General features: G+C 62.3%; 1 protein-coding gene. It reads left to right on the top strand.

Annotation, left to right across the window (positions count from 1 at the left end):
- Positions 1-382: hypothetical protein (locus NTD87_RS07765; RefSeq protein ID WP_262113062.1), on the top strand; the 382-nt coding region annotated here is incomplete at both ends.

Below are 382 nucleotides of genomic sequence, written 5' to 3'. Positions count from 1 at the left end.
GATCATCAGCCAGGGCACCTTGGGCCTGATGGCGCTCGGTGCACTGGACAATCATCAAGCAGGCAAGATCCAGAGCACCGGCAGTGCGGTGATCAACAGCGGCAGTCTGGATAACAGTCAAACGGGCCTGCTGACCAGCAGCAACGTTTTGAGCCTGACCTCCGGCCAGGTGAATAACAGCGAAGGCGGGCGCATCGCCAGCGCCATGGCCCTGGCCGTCAATGTTTACGGCCTGGACCAGCACACTCAGGGCCAGTTGAGTGGCGTTACCGGCCTGAGCCTGGACCTGAATAACGGCACGCTCAACAACCAGAACGCCCGGATCACCACCCCCGGCGCGCTGCTGCTGAGGAACCTGAACACGGTGGCCAACCAGAGCGGC

The sequence above is a fragment of the Pseudomonas sp. 6D_7.1_Bac1 genome (genome assembly GCF_025465945.1).
Classification (GTDB): domain Bacteria; phylum Pseudomonadota; class Gammaproteobacteria; order Pseudomonadales; family Pseudomonadaceae; genus Aquipseudomonas.
The sequence above is the reverse complement of the archived record's forward strand: the minus strand, read 5'-3'. Positions and strand labels throughout refer to the sequence as shown.